At 47.2% G+C, this 16,855-nt stretch carries 13 protein-coding genes; 4 read left to right on the top strand and 9 right to left on the bottom strand.

The genetic code is table 11. The features are described from left to right. Positions 1-10: 10 nt before the first annotated feature. From hutG to AXFE_RS01130, 6 genes are all read right to left on the bottom strand, one after another. The gene (gene hutG, locus AXFE_RS01160) at positions 11-955 is read right to left on the bottom strand and encodes a formimidoylglutamase (RefSeq protein ID WP_052604070.1); all 945 of its coding nucleotides are present in this window, start codon (positions 953-955) and stop codon (positions 11-13) included. After that, the gene (hutI, locus tag AXFE_RS01155; RefSeq protein WP_052604069.1) at positions 948-2,168 is read right to left on the bottom strand and encodes an imidazolonepropionase; all 1,221 of its coding nucleotides are present in this window, start codon (positions 2,166-2,168) and stop codon (positions 948-950) included. The genes hutG and hutI overlap by 8 nt, the downstream gene beginning before the upstream one ends. After that, the gene (gene hutU / locus AXFE_RS01150; RefSeq protein WP_052604068.1) at positions 2,168-3,886 is read right to left on the bottom strand and encodes a urocanate hydratase; all 1,719 of its coding nucleotides are present in this window, start codon (positions 3,884-3,886) and stop codon (positions 2,168-2,170) included. The genes hutI and hutU overlap by 1 nt, the downstream gene beginning before the upstream one ends. 65 nt (positions 3,887-3,951) lie before the next feature. Then, positions 3,952-4,686, bottom strand: coding sequence for a UTRA domain-containing protein (locus tag AXFE_RS01145; protein ID WP_082058371.1), 735 nt, complete (start codon positions 4,684-4,686; stop codon positions 3,952-3,954). Next, the gene (gene hutH, locus AXFE_RS01140; RefSeq protein WP_052604066.1) at positions 4,653-6,188 is read right to left on the bottom strand and encodes a histidine ammonia-lyase; all 1,536 of its coding nucleotides are present in this window, start codon (positions 6,186-6,188) and stop codon (positions 4,653-4,655) included. Before hutH ends, AXFE_RS01145 begins: the two co-directional genes overlap by 34 nt. Positions 6,189-6,705: 517 nt before the next feature. Continuing rightward, positions 6,706-7,749 (bottom strand): aminotransferase class V-fold PLP-dependent enzyme, encoded by a 1,044-nt coding sequence (locus AXFE_RS01130; protein ID WP_052604064.1) that lies wholly within the window; start codon positions 7,747-7,749, stop codon positions 6,706-6,708. 1,344 nt (positions 7,750-9,093) lie between these two features. On the opposite strand from AXFE_RS01130, the gene AXFE_RS01125 reads away from it, so the two are divergent. Beyond that, complete coding sequence (locus AXFE_RS01125) at positions 9,094-9,639, top strand: hypothetical protein (RefSeq protein WP_152625784.1); 546 nt, start codon at positions 9,094-9,096, stop codon at positions 9,637-9,639. On the opposite strand, the gene AXFE_RS01120 is transcribed toward AXFE_RS01125, so the two are convergent. Further along, the gene (locus AXFE_RS01120) at positions 9,608-11,203 is read right to left on the bottom strand and encodes a Ppx/GppA phosphatase family protein (protein ID WP_052604062.1); all 1,596 of its coding nucleotides are present in this window, start codon (positions 11,201-11,203) and stop codon (positions 9,608-9,610) included. The genes AXFE_RS01125 and AXFE_RS01120 overlap by 32 nt on opposite strands. A gap of 941 nt (positions 11,204-12,144) precedes the next feature. Here AXFE_RS01120 and AXFE_RS01115 point away from each other — a divergent pair. Then, positions 12,145-12,444, top strand: a complete 300-nt coding sequence (locus AXFE_RS01115) for a helix-turn-helix transcriptional regulator (protein WP_052604061.1) — start codon at positions 12,145-12,147, stop codon at positions 12,442-12,444. Positions 12,445-12,842: 398 nt separating this feature from the next. On the opposite strand, the gene AXFE_RS01110 is transcribed toward AXFE_RS01115, so the two are convergent. Further along, positions 12,843-14,015, bottom strand: a complete 1,173-nt coding sequence (locus tag AXFE_RS01110) for a lysylphosphatidylglycerol synthase transmembrane domain-containing protein (protein WP_052604060.1) — start codon at positions 14,013-14,015, stop codon at positions 12,843-12,845. Positions 14,016-14,178: 163 nt separating this feature from the next. On the opposite strand from AXFE_RS01110, the gene AXFE_RS01105 reads away from it, so the two are divergent. Continuing rightward, complete coding sequence (locus AXFE_RS01105; protein WP_082058369.1) at positions 14,179-15,300, top strand: AI-2E family transporter; 1,122 nt, start codon at positions 14,179-14,181, stop codon at positions 15,298-15,300. A gap of 446 nt (positions 15,301-15,746) precedes the next feature. Further along, on the top strand, positions 15,747-16,097 hold the full coding sequence (locus AXFE_RS01100) for a hypothetical protein (protein WP_052604058.1): 351 nt from the start codon (positions 15,747-15,749) through the stop codon (positions 16,095-16,097). 187 nt (positions 16,098-16,284) lie between these two features. On the opposite strand, the gene AXFE_RS01095 is transcribed toward AXFE_RS01100, so the two are convergent. Beyond that, on the bottom strand, positions 16,285-16,855 hold a 571-nt coding region (locus AXFE_RS01095; protein WP_152625782.1), incomplete at its 5' end, for an IS630 family transposase.

Below are 16,855 nucleotides of genomic sequence, written 5' to 3'. Positions count from 1 at the left end.
GGCTCCACCGTCAATTCGGTAGGTTATGCACTATCGTATGAATTAACCGCGATGCTATTTTGGCTCCGTGATTGTCGATATCATACGTAGGGTTTAGCTCTGCCAATTCTACGAGACGTACTTTTTTGGTGGCAAGTAAGGCTCGGATAAGTCGTTCTAAACTAAAAAGAGTTACACCGTAGCTTGCTGGGGCTGAGACTGCGGGCATTACTGATGCTTGTAGGACGTCTAAATCAATAGATAGATGAATTGCGTCGAAAGGCTCGACCATCTCTATGAATTGGTGGTTGGTTATTGAATCGAAGTCGAAATCTAAAATGTACGAGCAGTTTAGTTCGGCAGCTCTCTCAAAGAGGGCTTGGGTATTTGAAGGTTCTGAGACTCCGAGGACAAAGTAGCTAAAGTCGAGGTTTTGACCCCTTCGATCTTGTTCTATCTGAGAAAATGGCGTACCGGATGAGGCCACCTTGGACTTTCGAAGGTCGAAATGGGCATCGAAGTTCACAATTGCTAAGTTGGTCAAAGTGGTGTCTGATTGATTTGCTTTTATGACGCCGAGATGTGATCCACGAGCGACCTCATGACCACCACCTAGAACGATAGGGATAATATCGTGGCCCAGTAGTTCGCATACCTTGTCGGCTAGTTGGATCTGAAGCTCTTCGAGGGATTCGTCCTTGGTGATAACGTCACCTAGGTAGTAACAAGACCGGTTGCTATGCCAGGCTAAGTTGCCAAGCTGTTCGCGAATGGCAAATGGTCCGTTTCTTGCACCTATTCGTCCATGGTTGGCCTCTACCCCTTTGTCGCATGCGAAGCCGACTAGTGCCACTGAAGATGGTTTCATCTCCTTGATTGAACAAGCGGTTATCACTTGGTGGGCACGCAGAGCGATCGGTGATTCGATGAGGTCATCTCGGCCTGAAAGGGGAGGGTTAGAAGCGATGCTAAACATAGATCTCTCCGTTGGCAACTCTTCCCCATAAAGGTGAGCCGCCGATTTGGTAAGTGAGTTCGTTTGGATCTTCGAGATCCCATATGGCTAGGTCTCCTCGCAAACCTGGAGCGATCTCACCTCGGTCCCTAAAGCCCAAGGCCATTGCTGCATTTTTGGTCGTAGATCGCAATGCATATGAGGGGGTGAGTCCAAAAAGGACAGCACTCATATTCATGGCCAATAAAAGTGAGTAGAGTGGGGATGTTCCGGGGTTATGATCGGTTGCTATGGCAATTGGAATCTTGTTTTTGATCAATTTGTCAACAGGAGGGGCCTTTTTTTCTCTCAGAAAGTAGTAGGCGCCTGGAAGAACCACTGCTACGGTCTTTGAGTTAGCGAGTTTCGCAATTGATTCATCCGAGATATACTCCAAGTGATCGACGCTTAATCCCCCCAAGTCGACGACGACGGCTGTGCCATCTGTCGATGTGAGTTGTTCCACGTGGGCTTTCACTCCAACACCTAGCGACTTTGCAGCACCTAGAAGTTGCTTTGTCGCCAGGGTGTCGAATGCAATTGATTCGCAAAAGATATCAACAGCGTCACAGAGACCAAGGGCTATCATCTCCGGTAGATCGTGGTTTAGGATCTGGTCTAAGTATCCGCCAGCATCTCCTTCGAACTCCTTTGGAATGCTGTGGGCGCCAAGGTATGTCGAGGTTATCGTAATTCCAAGATATCCATCTAATTTTCTTGCGACAGATAGCATCTTTTTCTCGGTTTCAAATTCAAGGCCATAGCCCGATTTTATCTCTAGCGTTGTAAGGCCATAGGAGGCCATTGTCTTCATCCGAGCCTTGGCACCTTCGTAAAGGTCGTCAAAAGAGGCTGACCGGGTCATCTCTACTGTTTGTTTGATTCCACCACCGCCGAGTGCGATCTCGGCGTAGGTGGCTCCAGCCATGCGGGCATTAAATTCGTCAATTCGATTACCGCCATAGATTAGATGGCTATGGCAGTCGATCAATCCCGGTGTTACGATGCGACCTTGGCAATCAATCTCAGCCTCAATTGGAGAGTCTGAGAGTGCTTCGATGAGGCCTTGATCGTCAACGATCGCCTTGATTTCTCCATCTTTTAGGATCAGGGTGACATTTCTCTCAAAGTCATAGCCACCCTCTACCGAGGTGTTCACGACGGTGGCATTCCTTAGAACTTTGGCTGGAGTCATCACCTTGAACCGCTTTTGGAGGCACGATCGATCATTGGCAGTCGAATATTGTTTTTCTTTGCGCTTTGAATTGCAGATTCGTATCCTGCATCTGCATGGCGGACGACTCCGATTGCGGGGTCGTTGAAGAGAACTCTTTCGATTCGTCTCTTTGCAGCATCTGTTCCGTCTGCTACAATCACGACGCCGGAATGTTGAGAGAAACCTATTCCCACGCCTCCTCCGTGATGCATTGAGACCCAAGTGGCGCCCCCAGCGACGGCGGACATCGCATTGAGAAGTGGCCAGTCTGCAACCGCATCACTTCCATCAGCCATCGCCTCGGTTTCGCGGTTTGGGCTAGCAACAGAACCTGTATCTAGGTGGTCCCTGCCAATTACAATTGGCGCAGAAAGCTCGCCTGATGTGACCATTTCGTTGAAGGCCATGCCAAGACGGTATCGATCTTCGACCCCGACCCAGCAGATTCTTGCCGGTAGCCCTTGGAAGGCGATCTTTTCACGAGCCATATCGAGCCAGTGGTGGAGGTGGCGATCGTTTGGAATGAGCTCCTTTACCTTTTGGTCTGTCTTATAGATGTCATTGGGATCGCCCGAGAGCGCTACCCAGCGGAAAGGACCGTAACCTTCGCAAAAGAGGGGCCGTATATACGCTGGGACAAAACCAGGAAAGTCAAAGGCTCGCTTTACTCCATATTCTAGAGCCATCTGTCTTATGTTATTTCCATAATCCACCGCTGCTACCCCGGCATCCATGAACTTTAGCATTGCCGAGACCTGATGAGCCATAGAGGCTACAGCTGCATCTCTGACTCGCTCGGGCTCCTGCTTTGCGCCCTCACGCCACTGCGAAAGGGTCCATCCCATTGGCAGATAGCCATTTACTGGGTCATGGGCGCTGGTCTGGTCGGTTACCACATCAGGCAGGATACCTCTATCGTAAAGTTCGTTATAGATCGAGGCTGCGTTTCCTACTAGGCCAATGGAGATCACCTCTTTAGCTGCTATCGCGCTATTTAGCATCTCAATTGCTTCGTCGATCCCCATCGCTTTTTTATCGAGGTATCTACTTGCAATTCTCATATCTATGCGTGATTCATCGCATTCAACAGCAATCATGCAGAAGCCAGCCATCGTCGCCGCCAATGGCTGTGCGCCGCCCATCCCGCCTAAACCAGCGGTAAGGACCCAGCGACCGGAGGCGTCTCCCAAGAAGTGTTGATTTGCAATGGCAAAGAAGGTCTCGTAAGTTCCTTGAACAATTCCTTGGCTGCCTATGTAGATCCAGCTTCCAGCCGTCATCTGCCCATACATCATCAATCCGCGCTTGTCGAGTTCTGAAAAGTGCTCCCAAGTTGCCCAATGGCCGACAAGATTTGAGTTGGCAATCAAAACTCGCGGGGAGTCGGCATGTGTTTTGAAGACAGCTACAGGTTTTCCACTCTGTACGAGCAGGGTTTCATCTTCTTCTAGATCCACTAGTCGTTCGAGTATTTCATCGTAACATTGCCAGTTCCTAGCTGCTCGACCGATCCCTCCATAGACGATCAGCTCTTGGGGATGTTCAGCCACTTGGTCATCTAGGTTGTTTTGAATCATTCGGTAGGCGGCCTCACTTAACCAGTTTTTACAGGTCAACTTGTTGCCGGTGGGTGCCTTGATTCGTCGATTTGGGTCAAAGCGGTCGGTTGTTGGATGAAGTGGATTGTTGTTTGACATGGCTGGTCCTCCTATTGGTTGACGCTGTTTGATTTAAATTAGCTGTGTTATTGTCTTTTTGTCGATCAAATAACGCCGCTGAATTCAAAGCGGCTGCTTGGGTGGTGTAATTCGGCCAGTGATGCAACTTTGCCAAAGGCGAACGTTCTTCTTCGAAGCATTAGGACTGGTTCATGTGGCACCAGCTCGAGAACGTTAGCTATGTGGAGAGTTGGCACTATTGCTGTTATTACATATTCGACTCGCTGGATAGGCGCGACGGCTATTAGATATTCAGTAGGTGTGATCCTTTCGAAGTCTTGGAGTAGATAATCAGGCGCAACCTGAGGGTTGACATATCGCACTTCATATTGAATTGGGCGGGAATCGCTAAAGTGGAGGATTTCAGAGGTAAACAAAGGAGCTCCCTCCTCCAAGTTGAAGTCACGAGCCAGAACTTTCGAGGCAGGGAAGGGCCGCACCGTTTGAACTTTGGCGCTATGGCTAGCCCCTCGTTTAGATACGGTCTCTGAGATCGGCGCGATCTCGATTAGAGTCGTGTCGAATCTGCCATCGCTGACATATGTCCCAGAGCCTTTGATTCGATAGATTATCCCCTCTCCGACCAGTTCTGTAATTGCACGATTTACCGTCATTCGAACTACCCCGAACTGCCTTGCTAGTTCATTTTCTGAAGGTATCTTGCTTCCAGTGACGAGTCGACCACCTTCGATCTCGCTCAAGAGATAAGCTTTGATCTTTTCGTAGCTATATCCCGCTTCGTTGATCAAGGCAGATCCAGCCCGGAAGTAGTGGTCCATCCGGGATAGCTGTTTGCTATGACACCCTCTTCAACCATCTGTCTGGCTACATCAATATCGGGTGCTAAATAGTGGTCAATTTCGTAATGTGCCACTTTTCGCCGAACTATTTCAGTCACTTTGGCCAGAGCGTTACTGGTCTTATGTGGAGCCCGCAGGTCGATCCCCTGGGTTGCAACCAAGATCTCAATTCCAAGGATAACAGCCACATTGTTTGCTATCTCACTCAAGCGCCGAGCGGCAAAGGTTGCCATCGAGACGTGGTCTTCCTGATTTGCTGAGGTGGGAAGGGAATCGACAGATGCTGGATGGGCTAGTGACTTGTTCTCTGACGCTAGGGAGGCTGCGGTTACATGGGCAATCATGAATCCAGAGTTAACGCCACCTTCGCGTACCAAAAAGGGTGGCAGCCCTGAGAGAGATGAGTCAATTAGAAGTGCAATCCTCCGTTCCGCGAGAGCGCCGATCTCCGAGGCGGCGATTGCCAAGTTGTCTGCAGCAAAGGCGATGGGTTCGGCGTGAAAGTTTCCACCAGAGAGGACTTCCAGAGTGTCAGGAAAGACGAGTGGATTGTCAGAAACCGAGTTTGCCTCAATTTCAATGATTTTGGAGGCATGGATAATTTGATCAAATATTGCTCCCATTACTTGGGGCTGACAGCGGAGGCTATATGGATCTTGTACTTTGGCGCAGTCTTGGTGGGAGAAGTTGATCTCTGATCCGCTTAGAAGCTCGCGGTATTTTTTAGCAACTTCAATCTGTCCGATGTGGCCCCGTAGCTGATGAATTCGATCATCAAATGGAACTGTCGATCCGGCGGCTGCGTCGACCGCTAAGGAACCGGCGACCGTGGCGGTTGCAAATAATGTCTCGATGGAAAATAGACCATGAAGAGCAAATGCGGTGGATGCCTGCGTGCCATTCAAGAGCGCTAGTCCCTCTTTGGGAGCGAGTTTTAGTGGCTTTAGACCTGCGCGATTAAGACCCACCAAGGCACTAGTGCGCACTCCGTCAATTCGCACTTCGCCTACGCCGATTAAGATCGTCGCCATGTGGGCGAGGGGGGCAAGATCTCCTGAGGCGCCTACGGAACCTTTAGATGGAATTATAGGCATTACCCCGGCGTTATAGAGTTTGATCAGGGCGTCGATCACCTCGAACCGAATTCCACTATGGCCTCGAGCTAAACTTGCAATCTTTAGGACCATTACAAGTCGCACTACGGGATCTTCCATTGGCAATCCGACTCCAACTGCGTGGGAGAGAACTAAATTTTCTTGAAGAAGTTCGAGACGGTCGTAGTCGATGTGCGTCGTGGCTAATCGTCCAAAGCCGGTATTGACTCCGTATGCTGGCTCGCCTTTGGCAGCAATGGTACCTATTGCATCTGCGGCTTTAGCAATTTTTGGTAGTGCACTTGTATCGAGAGATATCTCTTCATGTGAGAGGTTTATCCTCCGCAATTGGGCGAGCGATAGATTCCCTGGGTGAATTTCGATCATATTTGAAAATCCTGTCTAGACAACTTTAATTTAGTGTATCACTTTCAAAGTTGTCTAGACAGGATTTTTTATTTTTTCGTTTCGACCACTCGGTCGAGATCGCTGATCTCCGTGTAGCTAAGCGCCCTTGCGGGATCGATTCTGTAGATGTATTCATAATAATTTTTATCAAGTTCCCACTCCTTGGCTTGATAAAGTTGCAGTTGGGTGCTTTTGTGCCAGCTCTTTAGCGCTGTTGGTCGAGAGTCTGTGGCTTTTGATTGGGCTTCTATCATGAGGGCGAATTCTCGTTGTTTTTATCTTTGTAAGTCGAGCGAGAAAACGCCTGGCTAGTTTTCTAATTGGATATGGTCTATCGCAAGGTAACCACATGCCTCGGAGTGTGCAATTGCGTAATTCATATCCGGCGACAAGCAAAGAGCTATGTTCGGATCTGGGTCTTTGTTGTGTTCAGGTACTCCTATCTGTGTTCTATCCCTAGTGCCAAGGCACTCCTATCTTGTTAGAAGTGTTTTTGTTAGAGTGATTTAGCTGAATCTCTAAGTAGTTGCAGCATTGCTTCAACATCGTTCAGATTGTTGTAGAAGTGGAAGGATAGGCGGAGGTTATTGTTTCGATACGAGGTCCGCAAGTTACGTTCGTGTAGGAGTTGTGGCTGCAACTCAACTGGTATCGAGACGATCGCGGAGTCTGTCGGGCCAAGACCGTACTCATTTGTGAATGCATTTGAAAGCTCCAGATTGTGATTTTTAATTGCAGCTACGCCGATCTTGGAGATTAAATCCATTGAATGTTGCGCGCCGACCCAACCGAACCAGTCGGGCGAGAGTTGATAGCGTCTTGTATCGCTAGCTAATCTAAGTGGTGGACCGTAGATGGACGTCCATGGATTTTCTCCCGCATACCAATTTGAAAATATTGGTTGTAGCCAATTCCTGGCTTCTTCTTGTACGCAGATGAATCCTGTTCCACGAGGAGAACATAACCATTTGTAGGCCCCCACAGCGATGACATCGAAAAGCTCTGAGTTGATGTCTAGCCAAGTGATCGCCTGAGTAGCGTCTAAATACGATCTCACACCATGTAGCTTGCATCTCTCAGAGAGTGCGGTGAGGTCTATTACCTTACCGCTGCTAGATTGAACTGCGCTAACGGCTGCGAGTTCGATGGAGTCATCGATTGAGTCAATGAACTTTACAAGCGGAACAATCCTGAGGTTTATTTGGCCCATTGAGGCCCGTGTCATAAAAGGGAAAAGGACAGAGGTAAAGTCTTCCATCGCGAGCAGAACAGTTCCACCAGGGCTAACCGAGGCCGCTACTTGTGCACTTGCTGTTGACACCTGAGAGATGATTCCAATGTTTTTGTGTGACGTTTTTACTAGCGATGCGAAATCTCTCGTAGCCGCTTCTATGGCTTGGTCAAAGGCAAGGATGTCTAAGTTCCCCTCTTCCCATAGTTTTAGGGTCTCGGCTATAGCTTTTGTCGTGGTCCTCGGAGGCAATCCAACAGTTGCTGTGTCGAGGTAGTGATTGGAATGATGGAAGTTGCTCTGAGCCAATTCGATCGATGGATTATTGGAAATTTTATTGTCTCGTTTCTAGAAAATACGCAAGAGCGATCGACGATGGCCTGTGTTTTGGGTAAAAGATAACTTTTTGACAGGTTAGCTTCTCGATGAATCGGTTGAAGTTGCTGGGGTCAATTCTCCACAGCCTAGAGGTTATGTCCATGTGATTCATGATTGACAGGAGAGCCGGTTTACCGCTGGATGATAAGGCCTATCAGAATTGGAGATTTGCTTCGTTGTGGCATAAGGGATTCTATCGACAAAATGGTGATCTGCCAAGACTAAAGCACTCTAGATCTGTTTTTTGAATTGCCCATGAAGACTCCGCGCGGTGGATGTCGCTATTGAATCGCACTTCGACGAGCGCCGCTGGAACCTTTGGGCCATAGGGATGTACCTTAATTATTAATTGTTTAACGATGGGGACTTAATGCTTTAGGTGATTGGCTGGCGGCTAAATTGGCCGAATTCTCGTGCTTTGCCAAAGCTGATGGATTACAGACAATCGAGAATTTTGAGTGATTTATTTTTTCATAGCCAGAGGCGCGAGTTTATCGCTACGCCTTGAAATCGAAAGGTTATTGTTCTTGATTGTAGGTAATTTTGTCTTGAATCTATCTGGTCGTTATTGATTCGGATTAGATTGCTTGGTGTCGATTGTGTAAGTGAAAATAAAGTTGGCTCGATCTATTCCCTGGACCAATGGCAATGGTAGCTTTGTGTTGAACAATCACCTTACGATGATATCCTAACGATTTAATATCTTGTTAATCTACTTTATGGGACGCATAATAGGCACATTTAGTCGTCATTGCCTGGGTGGCTTGTACCTTAAAATTCAGAACCGACTGATTCCAAGGGGGCAAAGTTTGACGCTGATCCTCCTGTGAAATAGACGACATACAGCATTTTTAACGGGGATATTCTTTTGGTTTTGGCATCTTGGAAGTTAAATGGGTTCGAGGCGGGCTTATATCTTGATTTTGGAATGCAAGAATAAAAATGCGTAAATCTTTCAGAGTATCTCCTCGGAGTCAAAATCTTTCTGATTCTACTCCAGGACTCATATCTTTGGTTGCTGCTCAATAGTAAGTTTCATAATGGCACTGAGACTTTTAGAAAAGAATCGATAACTCTATCTATAAAAGAGCTTATATCTCTATTCAACTTGTTACAATGGTTTTCTAATACATGGTTACGAGTGATTGGAATTTAGATATTTCTAATGTCAGCCCTAAAAAAATCGCCAGCGTAAGATGACTATCGGTGGCGCTGCGTTGGTCATAATTAGCCATTATTGCAACCAATCAGAATAAACCAACTCCTTCATCTAAGGTGAGTGCTTCTAAGAATAAGCCACTAACTACTACTGGTTCTAGAAATTCGCCTGTTTCTACTACTTCCAGTACATTGGGTGCTTCAACTTCGGCGACGCAGTCTCAAACGACAGCAGCTGCATCGTTGGGATCGAATTTTTCGGATGGCACCTGGGTCGTCGGCAAGCAGATTTCCCCGGAAAGCTATCAGACTTATGGAGGCTCAGGTTGTTATTGGGAGCGGTCGAGTGATTTGAGCGGATCGCTCTCTAGTGTTTTGGCGAACGGAACGCCACCGGGTCACGGCGTGGTTACTATTTTGGCTTCTGACGTTGGTTTTCAGACCCAGGGATGTGGTACTTGGAGTCCATTGGCAGCTACTGGTGCCCCTTTGACTACTTTTGGTGATGGGGACTGGGCGGTGGGAATCAATATAGCCCCGGGAACATATCAGACTTCTGGAGGCTCAGGTTGTTATTTGGATCTACCAAGTGATCATCGACTAAGTGATTATTGCTTGTCTTTGGAGATGGCTACTCTTGAATTAGATGAACTTCACGATTAAATGTGTCTTCGAATAGTTGACGTTTGCGCCTGAGCCCGTATTCTTCAAGTTCTATCTTTGTCGGTGATGTAACGAAAAGAAGGACTTGTGTCGAATTGGTCACGATTCGGCACTTTTCAACGATGCGGCTATGTGAGCGATCGAGTGCATCACCAAGACGTAAGATGGCAGCTAGTTTTGTTACTACGATTGCTCGGGCTTTGGTGAGTTCGCCAAAGGGCCCGTAATCAGATTTTGGAGTTCCACGTCTGTGGTACCTGACTATTGAGAGCAATTCATTTCGCTCATCTTTGTTGAAACCTGGAAGTCGTGAGTTTTCCAACAGGTAGGCACCGTGGCGATCATGGCCCTCGACTGAGATGTATTCTCCGATATCATGAACCAGGGCTGCTAGGTAGAGAAGTTCTCTATCTGAATCCCCGAGGTTGTGAAGGCCCTTAGTCTGGTCGAAGATCTCTAAACCTAGGTTTGCGACTTGGCGTGAATGGCCTTCGTTCCAGCCATATCTGGCGGCCACAGATGTAAGCGACGCAAGCTTGATCGACTCAGGTGATCCCTCGAACTCTGTTTCGCTTCTTTGAGAGAGTTCTCGTAGGATGATCCCTTCTCTAAGTGCCCATTCAGATGTGATAACTCGAGCGGGTTTCAGTGTGTCTAAGAGGAGTCCCAAGACCTCTGCCCCGGCTGGAAGTAGATCAATTCGCTTTTCGTCGATGCCATAGAGTTTGCTTCGAGACTTTTGATCGAGCTTTGTAAGGTCCGAGCAGATCGATCTTAGCTGTGATATAGCGATTTCGGCTTGATTTATTGAAGTGTTTTCCCACTGTGCCCGAGATGTACGAAGGAGGGCCATTCGGGCAATATTGAGGAAGCTTCCAGAAGAAAGAATAAGAGTCGTTGGGACGATTTCTGATTTTACGGTAAGTAGCTCATTGGCTAGGGTTGCCTCAAGATGGCTCCGAAGAGATTTTGAATCTATGCCAGATGGTGCTTTGGAGCTAGAAAATTGGGTGGTCAAGCGACCTACACCTACCGCGAAACTTTTGGCATAGGCGAGTGCATCTTGAGTTCCCGCAGTGATTTCCATGCTCCCACCTCCGAGATCGGCGCCGATGACCATTTCGCCATTGAAGTCAACCCCATGAGTGAGCGCATTCCAGATTAATTCCGCCTCTTTTTGTCCAGAGATTACCGAGACTTTAATGCCAAGGGTCTCCTCTAAGTCGTCAACGATGATACCCGCATTTCTAGCGTCTCGGAATGCTGCGGTAGCCAAAGCGACCATCTCGCTCGCGCCTACACCGCTGGCGAGGCTTGCCATAGTAGCAACCGTCTCTTTGATTAACTTTGCCGATTCGTTCGATATCACTTTGTTTTGCGCGACTTCATCACCGAGGCGCATCATGACCTTTTCTTTGAGTAGAACTTCAAAGTTATTGTGACCATGACCTCGTGCCACAACTAGGTGAAATGAGTTAGACCCCATATCGAGGGCGGCAACAATTACACCGGTGTTCTCTGTGGGCGCTATTTGGTTGATCTTTAGGAAACTTGGTTCGCTCATTACTGAGACAACTTAGGCGATATTTTTTAAAAGGTTTATTCTATTTCAAAATTAGTTGCGAACCTTCTCCCGAGTGGACAAGATCGATGAGAATTTTGTTTGCCTTGGGTGCCCCGATCCTTTTGGCCATCATGGCTAACTAATTCAAGAACGACTCCCATCTATCAACTCGGTCGACTAGTGTTGCTTGCTTTTATTAGAGTGTTTATGGTGATGGCCGCCTCATTCGGGTGGTAGAAGGGATTTTATGGATCTCATTGGTAATGCCAATTCCAATTTTTAATCGAGGTAGGCAGTTTTAGGCTAGGTTCGTTCAATTTGGTTCTTGCGATTTGCCACTTTGGGTGCTCTGGCCCGAGAAACCAAATGATATACAACGGGCTTGTGGAAACATTGGTTGCCATGATGTGAATTTCGCTGCCATCAGTTGAATTGCCTTTTCGGCGGTTTCATTCATTCACTCACTCACTCATCTACCTATGCATTTTACACCTGCGCTCTAGGTGGCGAATAGCCGACGATAAGCGTCATCTCTTTGAGACTCGGTGCTGTGGTGGTAGCTCAATCTCGGGTTTGTTGGTGGCCGCAAAATATCGTGGCAACAGAGAAACGATCAAGAACATGCCCTTAGCGCTGTTAGTAACCTTCTTTTTCCTGCTTGGCTAATTGGTCGGTTTGAATGAGTCTCAATTATTATTGTCCCATTTTGACGGATTGCTCTCCATGGATTGGAAGTTTTAGGCGATGCCCTGGTGAGCTTTATCACAAGTTTGCTTTGCGAAGTGTTTATTTCGATGACTTTTTATACCCGATTTCGCCTTTGGGAAAATCTCCACTTCGTTTGGAAATTAATTGGCTCCATCAGGCTTTGGAATATTTTTGATTCCGGAATAATGTTTAGTCGGAGTCGGTCATTATGACATCCATCAAGGAGTGAGCAAGTGGACAAAGTTGGACGAAAATGGACCTTTCTGACGAATCATGGTCATGTCTTTTTGGCAGTTGATTCGCGTTCGGATGCGTTGATGAAAGACATTGCGAAGGCGGTTGGAATTACCGAAAGAGCGACTCAGATGATTCTCGCAGACCTGGTAGAGGATGGCTATGTCGAGGTGACAAGAGTTGGTAGACGTAACTACTACAAAGTTAATGCATCAATGCATTTTCGCCACCCCAATGAAGCTACGAAAGAGGTCGGCGCTTTGCTTGACATCTTCAATGAAGAGATGATCGAAAGTTGACTCGATGGCCAGCATGGCTACATTGTGAATAAGGACACTCATGTACTCCCTGGTCATGGTGAGTCTTGACTTTGGATGGTCGTGTGTTTAAATTTGGTACCCTATTGTCTGTTTCAACGATTGAGTTTTTCAGACACACCCCGCCAGCAGGTGAAAAGCGTTATAGAGCTGCATGGTCCAGAGGTGTACAGTTCAGAGACTGGAGAGATGTGTCGGAAAGTTTGTTAGCGGCTACGAGCGGACGAAGGAAGATTACGAACCGCTTAATTTTTTAGTGAAAGTTCTAGCTCGCGCTCTAGAGATTGGGCCAAGAGATTAGCCCAAAACAAAACCCAAATAGTAGTGTTTAGATGGACGATTTCTCTAAACCTGTAACCGCTTCCTTGTGTAAAAGTTGATCAATCGGTAGCTTTCGTTATCTTGCGGTAGCGGAATAGATGTGACCTGGTGATTGCTTCGATGAATTTCTTTGAACTTATCGAAGTGGAACGAGCCTCAAGTTCATCATTGGATTCTGCGCTGGGTAGTTCATTGTTTATTACCGTTGGTAATGTTCCAGTGGTAGGTCCGTTCTTTCGATTTGCGCCGATATAGAGGAGGCCTCCAACGGGAATCGGCAGCCAGAAGTTGATTAATCGATATCCAATTACCCCAAGGATTGCAATAGCGCGAGGCGAGCCAAACCCCACCAGTGTCGAGGTGAGGACACCCTCAATAACGCCCAACCCTCCTGGGGTAATTGGGATGGCTGCTAGAACATTAGCTAATCCATAAGAGACCAATAGTGAGTCTGGATTGACGTAATATCCAAAGGCAGCCATGAATACCCAAAGCGATGCTGCGTCTAGGAGCCAGTTCAATAGCGCGAATACTATTGCACGCTTTAGGAGATCTGGATCGGATTCTAGATCGCGAATTCGAGTGGCGATTCTCTGTAGGATCGGCATTACTTTTTCCTTGGACAGGAATGAGATACGTCGTGAAACCCAATCGATCAATCTTTCAACTTTTGTCTCTCCTCGAGTAAATAAAATCAGGAGTAGGAAAAATACGGTGAAGACAACGGCGCCGATTCCGGCGGCGATTCCGTAGATTGCGTCGAACCCTCTCATTGGAATTGAGATGATAAGAGCTACCCAAAGGATTAGGTTTAGAACTACCGCGGAACCGATTCCTTGGACTGCAATTGCGAAACCGGCGTCAGTTGCTCGTATGCCACCGCCAGTAAAGAGTTTCATGGATACTCCGGTGCCTCCAGCGGTTCCCGCAGGTATCACGTGTGAAACTGCCAAGGATGCCAGGTCTATTCTAAAGATCTTGCCAAGGGAGAGCACCTTGGTGGGCAATACCGATTGTGTCAGCTTCGCGTATGCGATTAGCGCTGCGATTTCGAGACCGAGACCGGCTCCTATCCACGCTACATTCACGTTAACAAGTACGCTGAGAGACTTTCTCGCCCCGGCTAGCTGGGGTAGGACGAGGTATTCAAGAACAAGCAGTAGCAGCGCCCCTTTGATGCCCTTGATGGCAAAACGACGCAGGCGAAGACGAGACCTCCATTTTTTGGCCATGGAGGAGTGATCAATTGGATCATTGTCTTTGAAATCGCCGATTGTCTGCTCCGTTTGCTATAGTTTGGCGCCCTCGTGAATTCGTATGGCTAGATTCTCATTGGAGAGAAGTTGACATAGTTTAACGAATGCGTTGCTTTTAGCTTAATAAGTATCTATCAAAATGAAGGTTAAGGTTTTCATGGAATTCGAGATACGTTCTTCTCGCGCTGAATTTATGCGGCGGATCCTATTGATTGATCTGATCGTTGTTTTGACCGGACTAGGCATCTATCTAGCAATTGTGCTGCGAGGACTGTTATTGGATTTTCTAATATCTGGCATCCTAGCGATTGTCCTAGAGCCAATAGTTCGTGGACTGTCAAAGTTGCGCATGCGCCGCTCGATCGCGGTAGTTTTTGTAGTCTTTATAGGCCTGACCGCGATATCTGGGCTTCTATATATCTTTACGAAGCCTCTCTATCAGGCGGGAGTTACCTTTGTCCACGAGCTGCCAACCTTAGTGTCTCAAGCTCAAAATGGTCAGGGTCAATTTGGCTTGCTAATCAAGCAACTGCATATTGAATCCTGGGTGGCTCAAAACACATCTAGGATTACATCTGCTCTGACCAATTTCACTGGACCAGTGATATCTGCAACTCGAACTGTGCTTTCAGGAATAACAGGTTTTATTACGATTGCGCTATTGGCGGTCTTTATCATGCTCGAAGGTCCCGTGATAATTCGTGGGGTTCTTGGACTCTTGAGTAAAAATACATCCACTACAGTTATCCGAACGATCGAGGCGAGTGAGCGTGCGGTTGCCGGTTATGTCTTTGGAAATGTTGCAACTTCGACAATTGCAGGAATTATCGTCGGAGTTACTCTGTGGCTTCTCGGAGTGCCTTTCGTCTTGCTTTTAGCCCTTTGGGTGGCAGTCGTGGATCTTCTACCGTTAGTAGGTGGGCTGCTTGCTGGCGTGCCAACAGTAGCCATTGCCTTTTTGCATTCACCGATAGCTGGTTTAGTATCCTTGGTCGTCTTTATCGCGTATCAGCAGGTGGAAAATCATATTCTCAATCCGATAATTATGGCTAAGGCGGTGAAGCTGAATCCACTTTGGGTTCTCATCTCGGTCTTGGTCGGCGCGGATCTTGCCGGATTTCTTGGCGCTCTAATTGGAATTCCAGTAGCTGCGATGATTCAAGTCGTTTCTGCTGAGGTTTGGAAAATTATTGCGCCTAGGTACCAGGCTCGCCAATCTGATACGAGTCAGACTGACCTTGGAGCTGATTTCGTTGATTGAAGGGTTACATAAAAGAGGTGTTGACGATATCTCTGACTTGAATGAAATGAAGCAGTTAAACTGCTTTTTAATCGAGTTCGACTAGTTGGTTTATCTTTGATACTTGCTGGAGAGATAATATATTTCACTTCAGTGAATCAAGCGTCAATTTTTAAAAAGTCAGCTGAGCCATGAGTTTATCTGGCGTTCTCTTCGAATTAATAAGCACCAAGAGGTCGATCCAAAGATTGCCTTTTTCTTTTTGACCTTTCGAGCTGACTCGGGATATAGCTTTTGCATCCCTTGGCACTCCTCGTAGAGTTGGCGACTCCCACCATGAACCTAACCCTGGATCCACCGAAAATTTAGCCGATCGACTTTGATTTTGGCATAGAAAAGGTGCTCTGAACTGGTAAACTTTAGGTTGTAATAGTCAAAAAACAACCAGTTCAAGGAGCACCTTTTAGATGCGAGCATCTGCTAGTGCTTTAGAGTGTTTGATAGTCACCTTTGACGATTCGAACGCAGTTTCCAACAGTGGATTAATACTCCCTATCACCCTTGCTGAGAGACTTGGCCTTAGGGATCTCTTTGATTTACACATTGACCTAGAGGATCGTCCTGGACGAGCAAATGTTGGCAGAAAAGCTATGGCTATCGTCGCATCTATCTTGGCCGGTGGTGATTGCATTGATGACACTGCAATCCTTGAAAGCCCAAATGCACAAGTGATTCTTGGTCAGATAATGCCAGCACCTTCTAGGTTTGGTGTCTTCTTGCGTAGTTTTGAGACCAGTGACATCGCAGATGTTGAATGAGTTGCAGCTTTGTTGCTAAAACGAGCCTGGCTCGCTGGAGCAGGTCGAGGTGATGAGCCGCTTACCATTGATGTTGATTCCACAGTATGTCAGGTATATGGAAACAAAAAAGAAGGAGCTTACTTTGGTTATACCAACCTAAGGGGGTATCACCCACTAGTATCCCCTCTCATAAGTTCCCTGAGTTCTAGTTCCCCAGATACTTTGCCATCGATGCGAATATCTCGTCAGCTGTCTTTACCCACCTAAATGGTGTTGGGTCTTGGTTCCAGCGCTCTGCCCAGGTGTTGATCGAAGCAACGAGTTGCTTTTGTGACTTATGGGTGGATGTGTGGAGCATTTTGGTAGTCAGTTCCGAGAACCATCTCTCAACCAGGTTCATCCACGAGGAGTAGGTGGGTGTAAAATGGAAGTGGAATCTGGGGTTTTTTATGAGCCAGGCCCGTACAGCATCGGTTTTATGCGTTGCATAATTGTCCAGGATGACGTGGACTTCGAGTTCTTTTGGAACTTCTTTTTTCACCTGATCCAAAAAGGCTATGAACTCGATCGCCCGATGAGCCTTTGTGGTGTTGGTGATCACCTTGCCAGAGGCAACATCAAGTGCTGCAAAGAGATTTGTTGTGCCGTTGCGTTTGTAGTCATGTGTTTGCCGCTCTGGAACAAAAGGTCTCATGGGAAGCAGTGGCTGGGTTCTATCCAACGCCTGGATCTGTGTCTTTTCGTCAATACATAGTACCAGTGCAGCATCAGGGGGG

It is taken from the genome of Acidithrix ferrooxidans (assembly GCF_000949295.1).
Classification (GTDB): domain Bacteria; phylum Actinomycetota; class Acidimicrobiia; order Acidimicrobiales; family Acidimicrobiaceae; genus Acidithrix; species Acidithrix ferrooxidans.
The sequence above is the reverse complement of the archived record's forward strand: the minus strand, read 5'-3'. Positions and strand labels throughout refer to the sequence as shown.

Excerpts from the sequence above, each read along its gene's own strand:
- hutG (WP_052604070.1), bottom strand. The coding sequence starts at position 955 with ATGTTTAGCATCGCTTCTAACCCTCCCCTTTCAGGCCGAGATGACCTC.
- hutI (WP_052604069.1), bottom strand. The coding sequence starts at position 2,168 with ATGACTCCAGCCAAAGTTCTAAGGAATGCCACCGTCGTGAACACCTCG.
- hutU (WP_052604068.1), bottom strand. The coding sequence starts at position 3,886 with ATGTCAAACAACAATCCACTTCATCCAACAACCGACCGCTTTGACCCA.
- AXFE_RS01145 (WP_082058371.1), bottom strand. The coding sequence starts at position 4,686 with ATGGACCACTACTTCCGGGCTGGATCTGCCTTGATCAACGAAGCGGGA.
- hutH (WP_052604066.1), bottom strand. The coding sequence starts at position 6,188 with ATGATCGAAATTCACCCAGGGAATCTATCGCTCGCCCAATTGCGGAGG.
- AXFE_RS01120 (WP_052604062.1), bottom strand. The coding sequence starts at position 11,203 with ATGAGCGAACCAAGTTTCCTAAAGATCAACCAAATAGCGCCCACAGAG.
- AXFE_RS01110 (WP_052604060.1), bottom strand. The coding sequence starts at position 14,015 with ATGGCCAAAAAATGGAGGTCTCGTCTTCGCCTGCGTCGTTTTGCCATC.
- AXFE_RS01105 (WP_082058369.1), top strand. The coding sequence starts at position 14,179 with ATGAAGGTTAAGGTTTTCATGGAATTCGAGATACGTTCTTCTCGCGCT.
- AXFE_RS01100 (WP_052604058.1), top strand. The coding sequence starts at position 15,747 with ATGCGAGCATCTGCTAGTGCTTTAGAGTGTTTGATAGTCACCTTTGAC.